Consider the following 19419-nt stretch of genomic DNA (forward strand, 5'->3'; position numbering starts at 1 on the left):
CCGGCCCTCGGCCGGTTCCCGACCGGCCGGAATCGGGCGCTTCCGCCGGAGGATCATCCCACTCTCCGGCACGCGCCCGCCGGGCAGGGCGGTCAGCCCGTCGTCTCCCACTTCTGCTGGATGTGGTTCATGTTCGTCAGCCAGCGGTCCGGGTCGGCCGCCCTGGCCTGGTAGAAACCGGCCACTTCGGGGTGCGGCAGGATCAGGAAACGGTCCTTGTCGATGCCCTCGAAGAGCGCGTCGGCCACGTCCTCCGGATCGATCGCGGTCGGCGCGAGCACCAGGTCGCCCGCGCTGCCGGAGGCGGTCAGCATGTCGGTGCGCACGCCCTGCGGGCAGATCGCGTGGACCTTGACGCCCCGGTGCCGATAGGTGAGGGACAGCCATTCGGCGAAGGCGTACGCCCCGTGCTTGGTGACGCTGTAGGGCGCCGCGCCGATCATCGTGAGCAGCCCGGCGGCCGAGACCGTCGAGACGAAACGCCCGCTGCCCCGCTCCAGCCACGCCGGAAGCAGCTCGTGGGCCGCCCGGACGTGGGCCATGACGTTGACGTCCCAGGCGAGCGCCCAGACCTTCTCGTCGGCCGCCTCCGTCCCGCCGGAGGCGAGTCCGGCGTTCGCGCAGTACACGTCCACGGTGCCGCCGAGGGCCTCGCGCGCCGCCGGGACGACGACGGACGCGTCCCCGGGGACCGCGATCCCGCCGATCTCGTCGGCCACGGCCTTCGCCCGGTCGCCGTCCAGGTCGTTCACGACGACCCGCGCGCCCTCGGCCGCGAACCGGCGGGCCAGGGCGGCCCCGATCCCGCCACCGGCCCCCGTGACGACCACACCCGCACCCTGCACGGCTCCCACGATCGGTCTCCTTCGACTTCGATGCGACGTATCAAGAATCGGTCCACCAAGACCACCAGACTAACCGGTCGGTATGTCCTTGAGGAAGGGTGTCGCCGTGCCCCTCAGAGGCACGGGGCCGTGGCCCGTGGGGCTCCGCCGCCCGGGCGCGACCAGCCACACGCGCCCCGCGGACGACGAACCACCCGCACAAGCGCTTAGCCTGCCTGTACGCCTCTTCCCCCACCGCGACCGGAGGTCCACCCCCCATGCACCTCTCCCGCCGCACCTTCCTCGCCGCCTCCACGGCCACGGCGGCCACGGCCACCGCCTCCACCGCCGGCCTCGCCACCGCGCCCCCGGCCGAGGCCGCCCGCCAAGGGCTCCGCACCGGGTTCGAACGCCTCGTACAGGACGGCTACGCACTCCTCGGCGGTCAGAAGGTCGGCATCGTCACCAACCCCACCGGCGTCACCCGGGACGCCCGCCACATCGTCGACGTGATGCACGCCGACGACCGCGTGGACCTCAGGGCCGTCTTCGGCCCCGAGCACGGCTTCCGGGGCACCGCCCAGGCCGGCGGCTCCGAGGGCCGGCACGACGACCCGGCGACCGGGCTGCCGGTCTACGACACGTACCTGAAGAGCGGCCGTCCCCTCGCCGACGTCTTCACCGCCTCCGGCGTGGACACGGTCGTCTTCGACATCCAGGACGTGGGCGCCCGCTTCTACACGTACATCTGGACGCTGTACGACTGCATGGAGGCGGCCCGGCTGGCGGGGAAGCGTTTCGTCGTGCTGGACCGGCCGAACCCGGTGACCGGGCGGAGCGCCCAGGGGCCCGTGCTGCACAAGGAGTTCGCGACGTTCGTCGGGCGGCAGCCCGTCTCGCAGGCGCACGGGATGACGGTCGCGGAGCTGGCACGGCTGTTCAACGGGGAGTTCCTCACCTCGCCCGTACCGCTGGAGACCGTACTGATGTCGGGGTGGAAACGGTCGCGGTTCCACGAGGACTCCGGGCTGCCCTGGGTGCCGCCGAGCCCGAACATGCCGACGCCGGACACCGCCCTGGTGTACGCGGGGACGTGTCTGTTCGAGGGGACGAACCTGTCGGAGGGGCGCGGCACCACGCGGCCGTTCGAACTGCTCGGCGCGGAGGGCGTCGACCGGCGGTGGGCGGCCGCCGTGAACGAACTCGCCCTGCCCGGCGCCCACTTCAGGGAGGCGTACTTCGCGCCGACGTTCTCCAAGTTCCAGGGGAAGACCATCGGGGGCGTACAGATCCATGTCCACGACCGCGCCGCGTACGACCCCGTGCGCACCGGGATCGGCCTCCTCGTGACCGCCAAGCGGGTGTGGAGCGGGTTCGCCTGGCGGCCGGACAACTGGATCGACAAGCTGACCGGCTCGGCGCGGGTGCGGATCATGATCGACGCGGGTGCGGACACCGACGAGGTCGTGGCGGGCTGGCAGGAGGAACTGGCGGCGTTCCGCAGGGTGCGCAAGGAGTATCTGCTGTACCGGTAGCGGGGGCGCCGAGGATCCGCGTACGTGACGTATGGCCATCCTTCGCCGTTGGCAGGACCATGCGCGTGAGCGCAGCACCAGCGGGGCCGAAGGGGGCTCGTCATGGCGGATCCGGTAATGAGCGTGACTCCCTACTGGGAACTGACCTTCGACGCCGACGGCGACGTCGACACCGGTCGGCGGGACCGGCTGTTCGCCGGGGTACGCGGCCGCGGCATCGCCGACCTGGTCGTCTTCGCGCACGGCTGGAACAGCGACCGGTCCGGCGCGACCGCGCTCTACAGCCGCTTCTTCGCCCCGTTCCCGGACCTCGCGCCGCACGCGAGGCTCGGGTACGTGGGCGTGCTGTGGCCCTCGATGCGGTTCTCGGACGAGCCGATCCCGGACATCGAACCGGCCCCGGCCGTGGCGTCCGGCCGCCCCGCGCTCGACAAGAGGACCCGGAGCGCGCTGGCGGAGGTGTTTCCGGGGCGGTCGGTCGTCGTCGAGCGGCTCGCCGGGCTGCTGGAGAGCCGTACGGACGACGGTCCGTCGCTGGAGGAGTTCGGGCGGCTGGTACGGCTGCTGGTGGAGGTGCCGCCCCAGGGGCCGCAGGGCGTGTGCGCGGCGGACACCGTCGGGGCGGGGGCGCCGGAGGACCTGCCCGGGATGCTGTGCGGGGACACGCCGGCCGTGTGCGCGGACTTCGCGGCGGCGCTGGCGGAGGTCGGGACCGCGGGGGTGATGACCGGGACCGTGCCCGCTCCTGCGCAGGTGTGGGACGGCGCGCACGAACTCCTGCGTCAGGCCACGTACTTCGCGATGAAACGGCGGGCGGGGGCGGTCGGCGAGCGCGGGCTCGGGCGGCTGCTCGGGCAGCTGGCGCGCACGGCACCGGACGTGCGGGTGCATCTGGTCGGGCACAGCTTCGGCGCGCGCCTGGTGTCGTTCGCGCTGCGCGGGCTGCCCGAGGGCGTGCGCACGGTGAAGTCGGTGACGCTCCTCCAGGCGGCCTTCTCGCACTACGCGTTCGCGGCGCGCCTGCCCCACGACCACGGCGCGAGCGGGGTCCTCGACGGCCGGTACAGGCGTGTCGACGGGCCGTTGGTGTGCTGTCACTCCCGGCACGACTCGGCGCTCGGGACCATCTACCCGCTGGCCTCCCGGATGGCGGGCGACGCGCGGACGGTGCTGGGACTGAGTGTGAACAGCCTCCTCGGCACCAAGTGGGGAGCCCTCGGCTACGGAGGGGTGCGGGCGGTCGAGGGCACCCGGTCGTTCACCCTGGCCGACGCCCTGCGGGTCCGGCTGCCGGCCTCGGGCTGCGTGAACGTCGACGCGTCGGCGGTGGTGCGACGCGGCGGGGCGCCGTCCGGAGCGCACGGCGACATCTGCCACCGGGAGCTGGCGCGGGTGGTGCTGGCGGCGGGCCGTATCGCCTGATCCCGGCCCGCCGCCGTCACGCGGACTCGCTCACACCGGTGCGCGCACCGGTGCGTGCACCCATGCGTGCGCGGGTGCGTTCACCCACGCGCGCACCGGCACGTTCACCGGCTGGTTCACCGGTGCGAGGTGAACTCCACGACCTGCTGGAAGGTCGGCCGGTTCTGCCAGCTGATCTTGTTGTGCTTGATGCCGCCCAGGGTCCGCTGGATGATCGAGTCGGCGCACCACTGGTCGCCGGCCGAGCAGTTCGCGTCGCCGGGGTAGACCTGTGCGGCGGTCTTGCCGGCCGCCTCCTTGAGGGTGTCGATCAGGACGGTGCGGCAGGCGCCGAGGCTGCCGCCGCCGCAGTACTGCTTCGCCAGCGGACCCCGCACCGTCTCACCCAGCACCGAGCGGAGGTCCTTGTCGACGTAGCTCCACCAGCCGTACTGGAAGGAGCTGCCGGCGTGGGAGCCGGTCGGGCCGTGCGAGGCCGACGGGGACTCGTCGATGGGGAGGTTGGCGGTGATGGCGTTGTACAGATCGGTGCCGAGACCGGGTGCGAACTCGGCCTTCACCAGCAGCGGCCACCAGGCGTCCAGGATGCGGATCGCCTCGGCGTTGGCGTAGGTCTTGGAACCGGCGGAGGTCTCCGTGCGCTTCGAACCGGAGGTGACCCAGGCTTGGAGCTTGGTGACCGCCGCGGCGGCCGCGGAGTCGGTGACGGTGCTGCTGTTGATGACCTTGAGCAGGTCGGGGACGACGTCCTCGGCCCGCAGGTCGGCGAGGCCCGCCTCGGCCATGGCCTTCGTCAGCGACGCCCGGGTGACACCGCCCGCGGCGACCAGTTTCCTCACCCGGTCGTCGAGGAGGTTGCCGCGGTGGACGGAGCCGTTGCCCCAGGGGGCGGTGGTGTAGTCCGCGGCCTGCTTGTTGTTCCAGGAGATGTAGTAGTCCTGGTCGACGGAGTTGGGGTGCTGGGCGGGCGGGGTGTAGTCGGCGGCGTTGGTGGCCGGGTTCCAGCCCCGCCACTCGTACGCGGACCGGGCCCAGGCCGGGAACTCGGGGTCCATGCTCGCGGGGCGCACCGGGTTGTCGCCGCTGTTGTAGTACGCGGTGTGGGTGGAGTCCGCGTAGAACCAGTTGAAGGTGTAGTTGATGTTCTGGACGGCCTTCTGGAAGGACTCGGGGCCCTTGACGTAGTCCGGATCGTTCAGCATCTGGAAGCCGATGATCGACTCGGCCTCGTTCAGGTACGAGGAGCGCAGGGTGGTGTAGGCGACCTTCTTGCCGTCGACGGTGGCGCGGTGCGTCACGGGGCCGTACTTGGTGCGCCAGACCTGCATGCGGTAGGAGCCGGCCGGGGTGGAGTCGGCGGTGGTGGGCTTCCAGGAGTTGGTCTGCTCGATCTTCTCCATGGCCGTGCAGGTGCCGTGGTAGAGGTAGTGGACGTCGTCCTGGCACAGCTCGACGGCGTACGCGTCGATGATGTCCTGGCCGGAGGTGGTGGCGCTCCAGGCGTAGTCCTGGCCCCGGCCGAGTTCGACGTACATGCTCAGGCCGGCGAAGGAGGCTCCGCGGGCGCTGATGCCCGGGCCCTGGATCTCCTGGAGCATGAGCAACTGCGGGGCGAAGTAACCGGTCTGCGGGCCGAAGACGGCGACGGGGTGTCCGCTCGCGGTGTGCTTGCCACTGACGACCAGGGCGTTGGACATGCCGCGCCGGGCGGAGCTGAGGGCGTTGTCGGTGGCCTTGGCGGACAGGCGCGTGGAGGCCGACGTGGCCGCGCTGCCGGTGCGGTCGTACACGAGGGGTTCCTCGGCCACCGTGCCGCCGTCGGGGAGGGCCGTGCCCTGCGGGTTCGCGGGCTTGGTGGCGTACGGGAAGCTGCCGTCGTGGACGGTGAGGGCGGCCTCGGGGTCGTTGCGCTCGCGGAAGGACTCCCAGACCTTGGTGCCCTCGGTGACGCCGTACTTCTCCTGGGCGGCCAGCAGGGAGAGGGCGTTGTTGACCTCGCCGCCGCCGCCCGAGCCGAAGAGGGCGCCGATGACGGAGGCCAGGGCGACGAGGTCGGTGGGCTTGAACTTCTCGATGGTGCCGGCGTTGGTGACGGAGTCCTTGTGGCCGGTCAGGACGTACTCGCCGGGGAAGTAGCGGCCGCTGTCGGAGGCGTCGATGTAGGCGTTGATGCCGGCGACGTAGGCGTTGACGTCGGCGAGGGCCAGCTGCCCGCGCTCGCCGTTACTGGCCACGGCCTTGTCGATCTGGGCCTGGAGGTCCGCCTCGGTGTAGGGGGCGTGGCGCCAGAACTCCTGTTCAAGGCCCTGGTTGGACGGGGCGCCGCCGGCGAACGGGGTCAGCTTGCCGCGGCCGACATGGCGGAAGACGTCCATCAGCCACAGCCGGTCCTGGGCCGCCGCGTATCCCGCGCCGAACTCGGTGCCGTACCGGGTGGTGCCCGTGATGTGCGGCACACCCGTCTTCTTGTCACGGACGATCGTGACGTCCGTGCGGCCCGCCGGGCTCAGGGTGGAGGCGACCTGGCCGGAGGGGACGCCGAAGGAGGCGTCGTTGAAGAAGGTGTTGATGGTGGAGTTGGTGAGGCCCGGGTAGCCGGTGGCCAGGTTGTTGTAGGGGCCCAGCTGGTTGCTCGCGTTCTCCGGCATGGAGCCGAATGCCTGGTTGAGCAGGATCTGGGCCAGGGTGGCGTTGCCGTTCTGGCCGGGCGGCAGGATGTCGGAACACTGCCCGGCGCAGTGGTCGGTGACCGCTGCGGCCGCGTCGGCGGACGTGTCGGCCGCCGCGGCTGGGGCAGCAGGGGAAAGAGGCGACAAAAGACCGGCAACGAGTGCGCATATCGAAGCGGCCTTGAGGAACTCCGGGAATCTACGGGGAGTTCTCAGTCTGTCGAGGGCGTTGCGTGAGGTGCGTGGGATGCGCCGGTGCATGGCAGCTCCTGCCGACGAGGGTGGGCCGGATGTTACCGCCGGTATCCCCGGCTTTGAAGATGAACATGCGTCACGTTTTCAGGATCATCACCCTCGGACAGGCACCACACAGCATGAACGGGTACTCAGAAGTAGGCGTAAGCAGACAAGAAGAAGTAAGAGGCAGTCAGACGTAGGCAGGAACGGCCCATGAACGGCTCAGTGGACGACTTATGGAGGTCATCGGAAATCGGATGGAGCCGAATCGGGTGTCGATACGTCTATTCGGCGACGTCCCGACGACGACGCCGAAGTGACCGAAGTACAGGTGCAGGTGTGACGGAGGTGCAGGGCGATGGCTGGTTTCCGGAGTCTGGCAAGACAGGTGCGAGATCCCAGGTGCGATCTGGCGCTGCGGCGTTATTCGCTGCGCAAGTGCCTTGAGCGCTTCGCCCCCTACGGGCATCGGGCGACCTGGGACCACCTGTGCTCACGGGCCGGGTTCGGCCCCGAGGACCGCAACCCCGACCCGGCGCGGCTCGTGGCCGCACTGGAGGAGTTGGAGGAGGCCCGCTCCGTGTGGCTCGACTACGAGGTGCAGTTCGCGCGGCGCCGCAAGAAGGAGAAGCACGACGGGCTGCGCAGGCCGGGCAGTGTGGACGACTGGCACCGGCTGACCTGGGGAGGGTTCGGAGTCGCCTGGTGCGACGACCCGGGGGTCCATCCCCGTGAACCGATGGCGGAGGTGCTGCGCCGGCTCATCGCCGCGCTGGAGCGCGAGCCGGGCTCGACCTGCCCGGTGTGCGAGGGCGAGCGGCTCGTCTGGCGGTACGACCTGGCCCACGAACCGTCCTCGGGCCCGGTCTGCACGGAGTGCGGAATCGTGGTGCCGCGTCCGGTGCTCACGCCCGAGGCCCTGGCGGAGACCAGGCGCGGACGGCTGTTGATCTCGGCGTAGCGCGACGGGGGTGCGCCGGGGATGCCGCACCCCCGTGTATGTGCGGATGCCACTGCGCGGATCCCGGTCCGCGCGCGTACGGCGCGAGGGCACGGCCGCCGGTACGCCCCGGCATCTACGGCTCCTCGACGTCCGTGTGGATGGCGAGCTTGAACTCGGCGAGGGTGAGTGCCGTGGCCCGCCTGGTGTCCCCCGGCCCGCGCGCGGATGTCTTCAGCCCGAGCGGCATGCCCTCGTGCACGAACATCTGCCACATGAAGGTGCGGTACTGCCCGCCCCGGGTGGACACGCCGTCCGTCGTGCCCGTCGAGTCGTACTTCTTCTTCGTCAGGTTCAGCGGATCGCGTACGAAGCGGGCGCGGTACTCCACCGCTCTCGGGTCCGCCTCCCAGAAGACCATCGCCGAGAGCACGCCCCAGCCGTCGTGGCTGGGCCAGATCAGCCCGGAGCGCGGATCGGGGAACTTCGAAGCGGAGCCGCCGCCGTTCGCCGGATCGTGCATCTTCCAGGGGTCGTAGGACTCCCGGGCCCTCTCGTACGGAAAGCGCACCAGGTGGTAGCCGTCGGAGTCGTAGGTGATCCGCTGCCCGCCCGAGTGTGCCTTCTCCCACTTCAGCGAACATATGACGACGCTCATCGCCGCCCCTTTCCCCTTGCCGGAGGATGCCGTTCCACCCCCTCGTGTGCATGACACGGTCGAGGGGAGAGCGGTTGCGGCACAGGGCGAGAACGCGTCGGAGAGCCGGAGATTCACAGGTTCGCGCCGGGCGCGCTCGGGCGCCTGTCCGGCGGCCGGGGGCGGGACTGTACCAGCGCCAAATTCCCTCGCTCCACCCCTTTCCCCGGACGACAGTTGAGGGCGATGACACCGCCCTGAGCGACCCAGGAACCGAGGGAGAGCCCCGATGTCGACGCTGCGCGTCACCGCCGAAGTGCTGACGATCCACGAACACCCGAACGCCGACGCGCTCGAACTGGCCCAGGTGGGGCTGTACCGGGCCGTCGTGGCGAAGGGCGTGTACCGGACCGGGGACACGGCCCTCTACATCCCCGAACAGTCCGTGCTCCCGGCCGGACTGATCGAGGAGCTGGGGCTGACGGGGCGGCTCGCGGGAAGCGGGGCGGACCGGGTGAAGGCGGTACGGCTGCGGGGCGAGCTGTCGCAGGGCATCGTCTGCCTGCCCCGGGCGCTCGCGGACGTGGACCTCACGGCCGCCGTCACGGACGGCACGGACTTCGCGGAGCGGCTCGGCATCGTCAAATGGGTGCCGCCGATCCCGCCGACGATGAGCGGCGAGGTCGAGTCGGCGCCGGATCTGCTGCCCTGGGTCGACATCGAGAACATCCAGCGCTACCCCGACATCTTCACGCCCGGCGAACAGATCGTCCTGACGGAGAAGCTGCACGGCACGGCCTGCCTGGTGACGTACTTCGCCGAGGACGGCCGCGTCCAGGTCTCCTCGAAGGGCTTCGGCGCCAAGTCCCTCGCGCTGAAGGAGGACCCGCGGAACCTGTACTGGCGCGCCGTCCACGGCCACGGGGTCGCCGAGGCCGCGGCCCGGCTCGCCGAGCGGCTGGGGGCCCGCCGGGTCGGGATCTTCGGCGAGGTCTACGGTGCCGGGGTGCAGGACCTGTCGTACGGCGCCGACGGCCGTCGCGACACCCTCGGGTACGCCGTGTTCGACGTCTCCGCCGACATCGACGGCCGGGTCCGCTGGCTGGACCCGGCCGAGTTGTCCGAACTGCTCGACGGCGAACTGCCGCTGGTGCCACGGCTGTACGAGGGCCCGTACGCCATCGACCGGGTGCTGGAGGTGGCCACCGGCCGGGAGACGGTCTCCGGGAGCGGTCTGCATCTGCGCGAGGGTGTCGTGATCCGGCCGGCCACCGAGCGGTACAGCCCGGTGACCGGCGGGCGGGCCGTCGCCAAGGCGGTCAGTCCGGCGTATCTGACCCGCAAGGGCGGCACCGAGTACGAGTGAGGACCGAGGCGCCCGGGGCCCGGGAGTCGCCGCTCAGCGGCAACTCCCGGGCTCCTTCCGCCCCGGCCCGGCCGGCCCTGGACGCTCGACCAGAAGACGCGAACCGCTCTGCCGTTGACCGAAGGCGTCGTCGGGGTTCGACAGCACACAGGTGGCCAGGGAGAGGCAGCCGCACCCGATGCAGTCGGTGAGATGGTCGCGCAGCCGGTTGAGCTGCTTGATCCGTTCGTCCAGCTCGGACCGCCACGCCTCGGACAGACGGGCCCAGTCCTCGCGGGTCGGCGTCCGCTCCTCGGGCAGCTCGGCGAGCGCCTCCCGGATCGTGGCGAGCGGGATGCCGACGCGCTGCGCGGCCCGGACGAAGGCGACCCGGCGCAGGGCGTCACGGCTGTAGCGGCGTTGGTTGCCGGTGGTGCGGCGGCTGCTGATCAGCCCCTTGGACTCGTAGAAGTGCAGCGCGGAGACGGCGGCACCGCTACGGGCCGACAGCTGGCCGACGGTCAACTCGTGGATCTTCTCAGGGATCTGGGGCACCCCTCCGAGCCTACCCACACCCGAAAGGGTCAGGGTCCGTTGACAGGGGCCCCGACGCCGACCATGCTAAGCAGTCGCTTAGAGATTTGGGATCAGGGAGGCCGGGACATGGCAGAGCCGAGGATCTTCACGTCCGCCGAGGAGTTGACGGCGGCGGTGGGTGAGCAGCTGGGGCACAGCGACTGGCTGGAGGTCGACCAGAAGCGGATCGACCTCTTCGCCGAGGCCACCGGCGACCACCAGTGGATCCACGTGGACCCGGAGAAGGCGGCGGCCGGCCCCTTCGGCACGACCATCGCCCACGGCTATCTGACCCTGTCGCTGCTCCCGCTGCTGGTGCCGCAGATCCTCCGCGTCGAGAACGTGAAGATGGGCGTCAACTACGGCACCAACAAGGTCCGTTTCCCGGCACCGGTGCCGGTCGGTTCACGGCTGCGCGCCACGGCGACCCTCCAGGAGGTCACGGAGGTCGGCGGCGGCGTGCAGGTCACGGCCGCGGTCGTCGTGGAGCGCGAGGGCGGGGACAAGCCGGTGTGTGTCGCGGAGTCGGTGTCCCGCTACTACTTCTGAGCCGAGCGGCGCCCCCACCGCACCGTCGCCGGGTGCTGTGCGGGCGCCACGACCGCGTCCCTACGCGGGTGCCACGGCCCGGCCGGTCTGCGGTGAGATCATCCCGGCGCACAGGCCCCGGCCCGCCAGGCCCCGTGCGATGCGCGGGATCGCCGCGAGCGTGTTCGCGGACCAGTCGTGCATGAGGATGGCCTGGCCGTTGGTGAGCCGGGCGGCGGCCTGCACGATGGCATCGGTGCCGGCCCCGTTCCAGTCCTGCGAGTCGACGTTCCAGAGGATCTCGGTCAGCCCGTACCGGGCGGCCACCGACCGTACCGTCGCGTTGGTCTCGCCGTACGGCGGCCGGAACAGCTTGGCAGTGCCGCCGCCCGCCGCGGCGATGGCCTGCTGGGTCCGGGAGATCTCCGAGTCGATCTGCGCCTGGCCCAGCTGGGTCAGGTGCGGATGGGTGTAGCTGTGATTGGCCACCCACATGCCGGCGGCGACCTGCGCCCGGACCTGGGCTGGGTTGGCGGCGGCGTACTGGCCCTGGTTGAACATCGTGGCCCGCAGCCCGTTCTGCCGGAGCGAGTTGAGCAGGGCCGGCGTGTTCGCGGACGGACCGTCGTCGAAGGTGAGACCGACGTACCCGTTGCAGGCGGCGGCCCGCGCCGGGCTCGCCTCGGCGGCGGTGAGCAAGAGCGGCACGGTGCTCGCGAGGGCGGTGGCGACGACGAGCGACCGCCTCCCCGCCCGCCGGAGCGAGCGGCGCGGTCCGCCGGTCACGGGGCCACCGTGATCGAGGAGTTGCCGCTGCTCCGGTACCCCTCGGTGGCCATGATCATGTAGTAACGGAAGCTGCCGAGGGGCATGCCCGCGCGGGCCCAGGCGTCGAAGTGGTTGCCGGTGGTGATGCTCCCGCCCGTCCGCCTCGACTGACGGACGCTCCAGTACTGGTCGAAGGTGCGGACGCCCTCGACGGAGGGGGCGTTGTACCGCGTCGTCCGGTAGATGTCGTACGTGCCGCCGTCACTGTTGACCGTGCCCCGGTAGGTTCCGGTGGGCCGGTAGTTGCCCCAGTTGTCGACGATGTAGTACTCGACGAGCGGGTTGGCCGTCCAGCCGTAGAGGGTCAGGTAGGCGTTGCCGGACGGATTGAACGAGCCGGAGTAGCTCACGGTCCTGCGGGAGCCGTTGCTCCAGCCCTTGCCCGCGACGAAGTTCCCGGTGTTGCTCCAGGAGGTCCGGTAGTTGCCGCCGGAGGCCAGGGTCATGGAGACCGTGCCGGGGGCGTCGGTCCAGAAGGAGTAATAGAACCCGTTGTCGGTGCCGGTCCGGTTGCTGGTGATGACCGTGTCCGCGTGGGCGGTGCCGGGCAGGGCCACCGCGGTCGCGGCGGCCAGCGCGGTCGTGCAGAGACCGCCGATGAAGAGCCTGCGGCTCGGGGGCGGGGTGGGAGTGGGTGCGGATGCGTCGTTCATGCGCGCGTCCTCCTCGGGCTGTCGGGGGGTTCGCCCTGTCACCCCCGGAGTGTTGGCCTGCCCCTGTCAACTGTCAATGGTTTCGGCAATGATCCCGAAACATTCGCAGGCTGTACCAGCCATGATCCATCCCAGGCGTGGAGCGCCGATCGCTTTCGCGCCTCAGATCCTCGAATGTTTCGAAGGTTCCGCCGACCGAACACACCGGGATAAGCAGGGAGAGCGAGGAGGGCGAGGACAGCCGGCAGGGCCCACGGACCGAACGGACCGTTCAGGGCTGAACAGACCGTTCAGGGCCGAACGGGCCGCCGCCGGCCGGTCCCGGCTACTTCGGCGCGGTCACCATGCGCAGGACGAGGTCCGCGTAGAGGGAACCGACCTCGTCGGGGGTGCGCGGACCGTTGACGTTGAACCAGCGGGCGACGTCGATGCAGAGGGAGAGGATGGCGACGGTGGTGCCCCGCACGTCGGGGACGTCGAAGTCACCGGCGGCGACGCCGTCCTCGATGATGCCGCGCACGGCCGCGTCGTTCTGACGGCGGAGGGTGACGATCTCTGCGCGGGCCTCGGGGCCGAGGGCGTCCAGCTCGTACTGCACGACACGGGCCACGGTGTGCTGCCCCGCGTGCCAGCGGACGAAGGAGCGGACGGCCTCGGCGAGGCGGTCGGCCGGGCTGCCGTCGCCCTCGGCCGCCGTGCGCAGCACGTCGAGGGCCTTCTCGTGGCCGATGCGGCTGATCCGGTGGAGCAGCTCTTCCTTCGTCTTGTAGTGGATGTACAGCGCGGCGGGGCTCATGCCCGCGCGGCCCGCGATGTCACGGGTCGTCGTCGCGTGGTAGCCCCGCTCGGCGAAGGCCTCCACGGCGGCCACCAGCAGCCGCCGGGCCGCGTCCGGGTTGACCTCGCCCCACGGCTGCGGCTCGCCGCCCGCCGTCTCCTCCGCCGTACTCATCGCTCGTTCGCCCCTTCCGATGGCTGGTCACCACCATACCGCCGAAAGGTGAGCGAGCGCTTAGAAGGCCCGTTCAGGGCTGTGCCGTACGGGCCGGGCACCGTCGGGCCGGGGCACGTCAGAGCTTTTCGAACGGGTCGTGCTCCGCGAGGAGCTTCTCCAGTCTGGCCTGGTCGACCCGGCTGACGATGCGCCCGGCCTCCTGGCGGTCACGGATCACCTTGGCCAGGGTGAAGGACGAGGTGACGAGGTAGAGGACCGCGACGGCCAGGAAGGCGCGGACCCAGGTGTCGGCGTCGAGCTGGTAGATACCGACGGTGGTGGCCGTCATGGCGACGGCGAAGGACGCGACGGACTGGCCGTAGAAGGCCGCCGTGTTCTGCTGCTTGACCGGTGTCTCACTCATGGGGACATGGTTCGGCAGCTGTGGCCCGCACCACATCCGTCGGGATACTCAGAGGGCGATCCCAGGTACTCAGACCGGCGCGCACGCGTATCAGAACGCCGAGACCCCCGTCAGCGCCCGCCCGATGAGCAGTTTCTGGATCTGGCTGGTGCCCTCGTAGAGGGTCATCACGCGGGCGTCGCGCAGGAGCTTGCCGGCCGGGTACTCGTCGATGTAGCCGTATCCCCCGAAGACCTGGAGGGCGTTGTTCGCCGCGCGGACGGCGGCCTCGGAGGCGAAGAGCTTGGCCTTGCTGGCCTCGGTCGCGAAGGGCTGCCCCCGGTCGACGAGGTCGGCGACACGCCAGGTCAGGAGGCGGGCGGCGTCGACGTCGACCGCGATGTCGGTGATGAGCTCCTGGACGAGCTGGTGGTGCGCGATGGTTCTGCCGAACTGCTCGCGCTCCCCCGCGTGCCGGACCGCCGCGTCCAGGGCGGCCTGGGCGATGCCGACACAGCCCGCCGCGACCGACATCCGGCCCTTGGCGAGCGCGGACATGGCGACGGTGAAGCCCTTGCCCTCCGGGCCGAGCAGGGCGGAGGCGGGGACGCGGACCTCCTCCAGCACCAGTTCGGCGGTGGCCTGGCCGCGCAGACCGAGCTTCCCGTGGATGGCTCGGCGGGTCAGGCCGGGGGTGTCGGTGGGGACGAGGAAGGCGGAGACCCCCTTGTGGCCGGGGGCGTCGGTGGAACGGGCGAAGAGGAGGACGACGTCGGCCCAGGTGCCGTTCGTGATGAACGTCTTGGTGCCGCTGATGACGAAGTCGTCGCCGTCCCGGACCGCGCGGGTGGTGAGGTTGCCCGCGTCGGAGCCGGTGCCGGGTTCGGTGAGGCCGAAGCAGCCGACGTACTCCCCCGCCGTGAGCCCCGGCAGCCAGCGGCGCTTGTGCTCCTCGTCGCCCCAGGCCGCGACGGTCTTCGCGACCAGGCCGAGGGAGACGGAGACGATCCCGCGCACGGAGGAGTCCCCCCGGCCCAGCTCCTCGGTGACCAGGCAGTACGCGAGATGGTCGCCGCCGGAGCCGCCGTACTCCTCCTCGACGGTCAGCCCCAGGAAGCCGACCTCGCCGAGCTTCTTCACGATGGCCCGGTCGACCTGCTCCGCCCGGTCCCAGGCGATGACGTGGGGGGCGATCTCGCGTTCCACGAAGTCCCGCGCGAGCCGGCGTACGGCGGTCTGCTCCTCGCTCAGCTCCAGGTTCACGCGACCCGCCTCTCGTTCGTCATCCATTAAATTACCACTGCTAGTTTTAGGCTCGCAGCCCCTACTATGTGCGCCATGGCCAGACCGCGCAAGCCCCTGCTGAGCACCGACCGCATCGTGGAGACGGCGCGGGCGCTGGTGGACGAGGAGGGTCTGGCGGCGGTCTCGACGCGACGGCTGGCCGCCGAACTGGGCGTGAGCGGGCCCTCGCTCTACAACCACTTCCGCACCATGGACCAGATCCTGGAGGCCGTCGCCGACTCGGTGAGCGCGCAGGTCGACCTGTCGATGTTCGAGGACGGTCGGCCGTGGCGGACCGCACTGCACGACTGGGCGGTCTCGTACCGGGCCGCGCTGCGCGACCATCCCCACATCGTGCCGGTGCTCGCGCGGGGGCCCGGACGGCGGCCCGCCGGGCTGAGGGTCGCCGACGTCGTGTTCGGGGCGATGGTCGAGGCGGGCTGGCCGGCGGCGCAGGCCACCTCCATCGGGGCGCTGATGCGGTACTTCATCATGGGGTCCGCGGTCGGGTCGTTCGCCGGGGGCTTCGTGGACGACGAGAGCGCCTACGACCCGGCCGACTATCCCCATCTCGGGCAGGCTCATCTGCTGGCCGAGCAGCAGGAGAAGATCGACGAGCGGGCGTTCGAGGTGGGCCTGCGGGCGTTGCTGGACGGGTTGGAGCAGCAGTACGAGGCGGTGGCCGGGCGGCAGGACGCCCAGGGGCCCTTCTGACGGTTCTCCGTGGCGTCGCGACGCCCCTTCCCGGGGACCTCGTCGCGGAGGTCTCCTCCGGCGGAGGCCCTCGTCGGAAAACCGCGAGCCCCGACAGGGTTCCCCCACCTAGCCTCGACCCCATGGCGAACACCTCCCAGGCCGCACCCACCCGCAAGGTCGAACTGCTCGCGGCGGGGGCGGCGGCCGTCACCGTCGTGCTGTGGGCCTCGGCCTTCGTGTCGATCCGCAGCGCCGGAGAGGCGTACTCCCCCGGCGCGCTGGCGCTCGGACGGCTGCTGGCCGGGGTGATGGCGCTGGGGGCGATCTGGTGGTGGCGCGGGGAGGGGTTGCCGCCGCGCAGTGCATGGCGGGGCATCACCGTGTCCGGGGTGCTGTGGTTCGGGTTCTACATGGTCGCCCTGAACTGGGGCGAGCAGCGGGTCGACGCGGGGACGGCGGCGCTGGTCGTGAACATCGGGCCGATTCTCATCGCGCTGCTCGGCGCCCGGCTGCTGGGCGACCCGATGCCGCCCCGGCTGCTCGCCGGCATGGCGGTGTCGTTCGCGGGGGCGGTCGCCGTGGGCCTGTCGATGTCCGGCGAGGGCGGTGCCTCGGTCCTGGGCGTCGTCCTCTGCCTGCTCGCGGCCGTCGCCTACGCGGCCGGGGTCGTCGCGCAGAAGCCCGTGCTGGGCGCGGCGAGCCCCCTGCAGGTGACCACCTTCGGCTGTCTCGTGGGGGCCGTGGTGTGCCTGCCGTTCGCCGGGCAACTGGTGCGGGAGGCCGCGGCCGCGCCCGTCCAGTCGACCCTCAACATGGTGTACCTGGGCGTGTTCCCGACCGCGCTGGCCTTCACGACCTGGGCGTACGCCCTGGCCCGTACGACGGCGAGCCGTATGGGCGCGACGACGTACGCCGTGCCCGCGCTGGTCGTGCTGATGTCGTGGCTGGCGCTGGGCGAGGTGCCGGGACCGCTCACCCTCGCCGGTGGCGCGCTGTGTCTGGCGGGGGTGGCGGTGTCGCGGTCCCGGGCGCGTACGCGGCGGGCGGCGCCGGGCGCCGGGGCCGTGGCCCCGGACGCCGTTCCGGAGCCGCGGCCCGGGCCGCCCGCGCGGGGCTAGTGCCGCGCGTCCTGTTCCTCCGCTCGTGAACTCGCCCTCCCCGCGAGGATCTTGATCGACACGAGGGCGACGACCGAGAGCCCGATGATGTACGCGGAGACCGCCATGGACGTGCCGGTGGCCTCCAGGAGCAGGACCATCAGGAACGGGGCGAGGCCGCCGCCGAGGACCGCGGCGATCTGGTAGCCGAGGGAGGCTCCCGTGTAGCGCATCTCGGGGGTGAACAGCTCGGCGAACAGGGCTGCCTGCGGCCCGTACATGATGCTGAGGAAGCAGCTCGCGACGAAGGTGCCGACGGCGAGCCACAGCAGCGAGCCGGTGTCGATGAGCAGGAACAGCGGGACGGCCCACAGGGCGATGCCGGCCGCGCCGAACGCGTAGATCCGGATCCGGCCGACCCGGTCGGAGAGGGCCGCGGCGGCGGGGATCAGCACCAGCTGGGTGAGGCTGACGCAGAGCGACACCGCGAGGACGGCACCGCGCTTCATGTCGAGTTCGCGGGTGGTGTAGTCGAGGACACCGGTGATGAGGATGTAGAAGGTCGCGGTGTTCACGGCGAAGGAGCCGCCGGCCAGGAAGACCGTGCCGAGATGACCGCGCAGGATCGTCCTGAGCGGGGAACTCCTCTCCCCCTTCTCCTCCTCCGCCAGCTTCCGTTCCGCCGCCCGGAACTCGGGGGTCTCCTCCACGTGGCGGTGGATGTACCAGGCGAGGCCGAGGACGAACAGGCCGACCAGGAAGGGCACGCGCCAGCCCCAGGCGGTGAACGCCGAGTCGTCGGTGGTCGCGCCCACCAGGAGGAACATCGTGTTGGCGCTCACCACGCCGATGGGGACGCCGAGCTGGACGAAGCTGCCGTACACCCCCCGTTTGCCCTCGGGGGCGTACTCGGTGGCCAGCAGCATCGCGCCGCCCCACTGGGCGCCGACGGCGACGCCCTGGGCGACCCGCAGGAGGACGAGCAGGACCGGAGCGGCGATACCGATCGTCTCGTACGTGGGGAGGAGGCCGATCGCCGTGGTGGCCAGGCCCATCAGGGTGAGGGCCATCACCAGCATGGGCTTGCGGCCCCGTTTGTCGCCGAGGTGACCGGCGACGATGCCGCCGAGGGGGCGGGCGAGGAAGCCGACGGCGAAGGCGGCGAACGCGGCGAGCACGCCCGCGGAGGAGCTGCCGGCCGGGAAGTAGAGGTCGCCCAGGACGAGGGCGGCGGCTATGCCGAAGACGAAGTAGTCGTACCACTCCACGGCCGAGGCGAGTGCCGCGGCGGTGGCGACCTTGCGATGGCTCTGGGGACGGGAGGTGGTGACGGGGGCGGGAGCGATGTCCATACGAGCACACTCCGGTGGGTGCGGGGACGTTCCGGGGAACGTACTGACCGGACGGTATGGAGGTCAACGGTCGTGCGCCGGTTGCTTCGCGGGAGGGGGTGAGTTCTTCGGGTGGGGGTGAGCGTTTCGGTGGCGGGGTGAGTGTCTCGGGTGCGGGTGGGGGGACCGGTCGCGCAGTTCCCCACGCCCCTGAAGGACTCCGGGCTCGGCCCGTGCTTCTGAGGGCCCCGGGGAACTGCGCGAGCGACCACGAAGCACCCGCGGCCGGGTCAGAACGTCACCAGCGCCCGGCCGCCCTTGCCCGCTCGCATGTTGTCGAAGGCCAGCGGGATGTCGTCCAGGGCGATGCGGTCGGTCACCAGGACGGACAGGTCCAGGCGGCCGGCCCTGATGTGCTCCGCGAGGATCGGGACGTCGCGGGCCGGGTCGGAGTTGCCGTAGACGCAGCCGGAGAGGGTGCGGCCCCAGTGGAAGATCTCCAGCGCGTTGAAGGTGACCTGCTGGTCCTTGCCGCCGATGCCGACGACCGTGGTGCGGCCGCCGCGCCGGGTCGACTCCCAGGCGGTGCGGATGGTGACCGCGCGGCCGACGCACTCCACGGAGACGTCGACCCCCTGCTTGCCGGTCAGGCCACGGATCTCGCGGGCGGTGTCCTCGGAGGCGATCACGTAGTCCGTGGCTCCCGCCGCGCGGGCCAGCTCCTCCTTCGCCGGGGAGACGTCCACGGCGACGATCCGGGACGCGCCCGCGATCCGCGCGGCCTGCAGGGCGGCCAGCCCCACACCGCCCACCCCGAACACGGCGACGGTCTCTCCCTCCCGGACCCGAGCCGAGTGGTGGACCGCGCCGTATCCGGTGAGGACGGCACAGCCGAGCAGGGCCGCGTCGGTGAGCGGAACACCGTCCGGGGCGGGCAGCACACACCCGGCGGCGACCACCGTCTCCTCCGCGAAGGCGGCCACGTTCAGACCGGGGTGGAGATCCGCGCCGTCGGAGGCGCGGCGGGCGTACACCTCTCCGGCGCCGAGCAGCGCGTTCGCGCACAGCCACACCTCGCCGAGCGAGCAGGCGTGGCATGTCCCGCAGGACGGCGCCCAGTTGAGGACCACGCCGTCGCCGGGCGAGACATGGGTGACCCCGTCGCCGACCGCGAGGACCGTGCCCGCGCCCTCATGCCCGAGCACGGCGGGCACCGGCACCCGCATGGTGCCGTCGGAGAGCGACAGGTCGGAGTGGCAGACCCCGGCGGCGGCGAGCCGCACCCGGACCCGGCCGGGCCCGGGGTCCGGCAGTTCGATCCCGGTGATCTCCAACGGGGCACCGACGGCGGGCAGTACGGCGGCTCGGACGGCCATGAGGGACGACTCTCCTACGTTCGCGGGGGTGACGGTTCACGCAGAACCGATCGGCTCAGAACGGATCGCTCAGAACCGATCGGCCCAGAACTGATCGCTCAGGA

At 71.4% G+C, this 19419-nt stretch carries 18 protein-coding genes; 7 read left to right on the plus strand and 11 right to left on the minus strand.

The genetic code is table 11. The annotated features are described in order from the left end of the window. Positions 1–92: 92 nt before the first annotated feature. Positions 93–857 carry an SDR family oxidoreductase gene (locus ACZ6BB_RS14795; RefSeq protein WP_471615740.1) on the minus strand — a complete coding sequence of 255 codons (765 nt, stop codon included), beginning with the start codon at positions 855–857 and terminating at the stop codon, positions 93–95. A gap of 245 nt (positions 858–1102) precedes the next feature. On the opposite strand from ACZ6BB_RS14795, the gene ACZ6BB_RS14800 reads away from it, so the two are divergent. Then, positions 1103–2359 carry an exo-beta-N-acetylmuramidase NamZ family protein gene (locus ACZ6BB_RS14800; RefSeq protein ID WP_471615585.1) on the plus strand — a complete coding sequence of 419 codons (1257 nt, stop codon included), beginning with the start codon at positions 1103–1105 and terminating at the stop codon, positions 2357–2359. Positions 2360–2461: 102 nt separating this feature from the next. Continuing rightward, complete coding sequence (locus ACZ6BB_RS14805; RefSeq protein ID WP_471615586.1) at positions 2462–3781, plus strand: serine-threonine protein kinase; 1320 nt, start codon at positions 2462–2464, stop codon at positions 3779–3781. A 116-nt stretch (positions 3782–3897) separates the two neighbouring features. Here the strand turns inward: ACZ6BB_RS14805 and ACZ6BB_RS14810 are convergent, their stop codons facing one another. Next, positions 3898–6711, minus strand: a complete 2814-nt coding sequence (locus ACZ6BB_RS14810) for a penicillin acylase family protein (RefSeq protein WP_471615587.1) — start codon at positions 6709–6711, stop codon at positions 3898–3900. Between the two features lie 334 nt (positions 6712–7045). Between ACZ6BB_RS14810 and ACZ6BB_RS14815 the strand changes: the two genes are divergently transcribed. Continuing rightward, positions 7046–7648, plus strand: a complete 603-nt coding sequence (locus ACZ6BB_RS14815) for a hypothetical protein (RefSeq protein ID WP_471615588.1) — start codon at positions 7046–7048, stop codon at positions 7646–7648. 115 nt (positions 7649–7763) lie between these two features. Here the strand turns inward: ACZ6BB_RS14815 and ACZ6BB_RS14820 are convergent, their stop codons facing one another. Next, positions 7764–8285: a hypothetical protein gene (locus tag ACZ6BB_RS14820; RefSeq protein ID WP_471615589.1), complete on the minus strand. Its 522-nt coding sequence runs from the start codon at positions 8283–8285 to the stop codon at positions 7764–7766. A 268-nt stretch (positions 8286–8553) separates the two neighbouring features. Here ACZ6BB_RS14820 and ACZ6BB_RS14825 point away from each other — a divergent pair, with 268 nt between their 5' ends. After that, on the plus strand, positions 8554–9630 hold the full coding sequence (locus ACZ6BB_RS14825) for an RNA ligase (ATP) (RefSeq protein ID WP_471615590.1): 1077 nt from the start codon (positions 8554–8556) through the stop codon (positions 9628–9630). Positions 9631–9663: 33 nt separating this feature from the next. On the opposite strand, the gene soxR is transcribed toward ACZ6BB_RS14825, so the two are convergent. Beyond that, positions 9664–10164 (minus strand): redox-sensitive transcriptional activator SoxR, encoded by a 501-nt coding sequence (gene soxR, locus ACZ6BB_RS14830; protein ID WP_471615591.1) that lies wholly within the window; start codon positions 10162–10164, stop codon positions 9664–9666. A gap of 108 nt (positions 10165–10272) precedes the next feature. On the opposite strand from soxR, the gene ACZ6BB_RS14835 reads away from it, so the two are divergent. Continuing rightward, entirely contained in the window at positions 10273–10734 is a 462-nt protein-coding gene (locus ACZ6BB_RS14835) for a MaoC family dehydratase (protein ID WP_471615592.1), read from the plus strand. Between the two features lie 60 nt (positions 10735–10794). On the opposite strand, the gene ACZ6BB_RS14840 is transcribed toward ACZ6BB_RS14835, so the two are convergent. The 5 genes from ACZ6BB_RS14840 to ACZ6BB_RS14860 all read right to left on the minus strand — a co-directional run bounded on the left by ACZ6BB_RS14840 (position 10795) and on the right by ACZ6BB_RS14860 (position 14794). Then, a complete protein-coding gene (locus ACZ6BB_RS14840; RefSeq protein WP_471615593.1) occupies positions 10795–11499 on the minus strand; it encodes a polysaccharide deacetylase family protein in 705 nt (234 codons plus the stop codon). Beyond that, entirely contained in the window at positions 11496–12194 is a 699-nt protein-coding gene (locus ACZ6BB_RS14845; RefSeq protein ID WP_471615594.1) for a glycoside hydrolase family 11 protein, read from the minus strand. Before ACZ6BB_RS14845 ends, ACZ6BB_RS14840 begins: the two co-directional genes overlap by 4 nt. Before the next feature lie 325 nt (positions 12195–12519). Further along, entirely contained in the window at positions 12520–13146 is a 627-nt protein-coding gene (locus tag ACZ6BB_RS14850) for a TetR/AcrR family transcriptional regulator (protein WP_471615595.1), read from the minus strand. 118 nt (positions 13147–13264) lie between these two features. Continuing rightward, positions 13265–13552 (minus strand): YiaA/YiaB family inner membrane protein, encoded by a 288-nt coding sequence (locus ACZ6BB_RS14855; RefSeq protein WP_319369262.1) that lies wholly within the window; start codon positions 13550–13552, stop codon positions 13265–13267. 90 nt (positions 13553–13642) lie between these two features. Beyond that, a complete protein-coding gene (locus ACZ6BB_RS14860) occupies positions 13643–14794 on the minus strand; it encodes an acyl-CoA dehydrogenase family protein (protein WP_471615741.1) in 1152 nt (383 codons plus the stop codon). 75 nt (positions 14795–14869) lie between these two features. Here ACZ6BB_RS14860 and ACZ6BB_RS14865 point away from each other — a divergent pair, with 75 nt between their 5' ends. Together ACZ6BB_RS14865 and ACZ6BB_RS14870 are read left to right on the plus strand one after the other, a co-directional pair. Beyond that, entirely contained in the window at positions 14870–15529 is a 660-nt protein-coding gene (locus ACZ6BB_RS14865) for a TetR/AcrR family transcriptional regulator (protein WP_471615596.1), read from the plus strand. Between the two features lie 122 nt (positions 15530–15651). Beyond that, complete coding sequence (locus tag ACZ6BB_RS14870) at positions 15652–16629, plus strand: DMT family transporter (protein ID WP_471615597.1); 978 nt, start codon at positions 15652–15654, stop codon at positions 16627–16629. On the opposite strand, the gene ACZ6BB_RS14875 is transcribed toward ACZ6BB_RS14870, so the two are convergent. Next, positions 16626–17960: an MFS transporter gene (locus ACZ6BB_RS14875; protein WP_471615598.1), complete on the minus strand. Its 1335-nt coding sequence runs from the start codon at positions 17958–17960 to the stop codon at positions 16626–16628. The genes ACZ6BB_RS14870 and ACZ6BB_RS14875 overlap by 4 nt on opposite strands. 269 nt (positions 17961–18229) lie before the next feature. Continuing rightward, the gene (locus ACZ6BB_RS14880; protein ID WP_471615599.1) at positions 18230–19315 is read right to left on the minus strand and encodes a Zn-dependent alcohol dehydrogenase; all 1086 of its coding nucleotides are present in this window, start codon (positions 19313–19315) and stop codon (positions 18230–18232) included. Positions 19316–19419: the final 104 nt, after the last annotated feature.

It is taken from the genome of Streptomyces sp. NPDC041108, from assembly GCF_055592645.1.